Raw genomic sequence first — 1,536 nt, forward strand, 5'->3', positions numbered from 1 at the left:
CAGAAATTTTGCAAAGAGTTAGCTTACCTATAGAGAGCGGCAATTCGCTGTACACGGATTCTCGTAGAAGCAGTGGGCCACGACTTTTTATGAACAAAAGCGGGGTTTCTGAACGAGCGTTGTATGTAAAAAGACAAAAAAAAGGCCATCCTCAAGTGAGCAACGACAACTCCTCCAATTTTTTAGGTGTGCCTGATTCAATTGTGGGTCGCTTTTACCAATACAGGATACGCTTTGGCTTTAATCGTTTAGGATGCTTACGTGGCCGGCCGCCTTTCTTGCGCCTACCTCGACTCGTTCGCTGCTTTGGCTTTTGTAAGTGCTTTAACAACGTCGCCCATGGCTGCTCCAGATAGGCACGAAGGAGACGAATCCATTCACCGCGTTTGTAGGTTGGCTTCACCTGCTGCCGACAATGTTCCAGCAACATATAGGCAATCAGATGGAGATAGATTTGATTCCAGACGGCTTGAGGCTTTGCGCTGTACATTTTCTTCAAACCCAGTTGTTGTTTCATAAATTTGAAGAACAGTTCGACCTTCCAACGGTAGCGATACATCTGCGAAACATCCTCGGCGGACACGTCCCAACGATTCGTAAGCACGCGAACCCGATGCCTTTTTCCCTTGGCATCCACGTACGTGTAGACAATGAGCCGAAGCTGCTCACACGCCCCCGTATCGGGATGAGCGAATTCAACCACAGCATCCTGCTCCACGTTAGACGCAAGCGGGGCTTGCTTGCGAATCACTTTCATCTTGCTGTTTGCCTTTATGCGGGCTACAAATCGGATGTTTTTTTGACTCCAGGTGATGTACTGCCTGTAATCAAGGTACCCCCGGTCGAGCAAATACGTGACCTGCCTCTCTTTTAACAAGACGCTGGTGACTTCTTTGTCCAGATCGGCCACGGTTGCTGTGGACAGCACGACGCGACTAGGGACGCCACTGGATTCACCCGTTAAATCCAGACGTACATGTAACTTGACCGCATTTTGGCCACGCTGTTGATACGCCCATTCGCCACGGACTTTTCCTAACGTGATCGAGGAAGCATCTACGGCTGCCAGTGCCCCTAAGTGCTTCATCGGCTGAGGCAAACCATAGTCGCTGGCGTATTTCGCAATGAGCTCTACGAAGATTTGTTTTAACATGTCAGTTGGCAAATCATTTAATCGGCGATTAAGTGCTGAAGGATCAATGGACTCTAGGTCGGTCCACTTCTGCATCCATGGTGTACTCGCCAGATAGCCAGCAATACTTCCAACAGAGCGACACTGCTGCAAAATGCCGAAGAGGTAAAGGAGCGACGTATTCCATGTAAATAATTTCTTGGCATAAGCATCCTGCCATAATGGCGGAATGTGAGAGACAAACTCCCCTATGACTTGACGGATAACCAAGTTTTTGGATACGATTGTAGGCAAGAGGTTTCCTTTCCGTAGGGGTGTCGTTACTATCTACGGTACAGGAACCTCTTCTTTTTGTAAAATTCCCCTCTGTATTTGGTGCTTGTGGTTCTTTGCAAAATTTCTGC

1 protein-coding gene is annotated in these 1,536 nt (G+C 48.2%); it reads right to left on the reverse strand.

The window, feature by feature from the left end; genetic code table 11:
• Nucleotides 1-214: 214 nt before the first annotated feature.
• Nucleotides 215-1,426, reverse strand: a complete 1,212-nt coding sequence (locus tag K0T92_RS24465) for an IS4 family transposase (protein WP_219875249.1) — start codon at nt 1,424-1,426, stop codon at nt 215-217.
• Nucleotides 1,427-1,536 lie beyond the last annotated feature (110 nt).

The sequence above is a fragment of the Paenibacillus oenotherae genome (genome assembly GCF_019443105.1).
Lineage (GTDB): Bacteria > Bacillota > Bacilli > Paenibacillales > Paenibacillaceae > Paenibacillus_Z > Paenibacillus_Z oenotherae.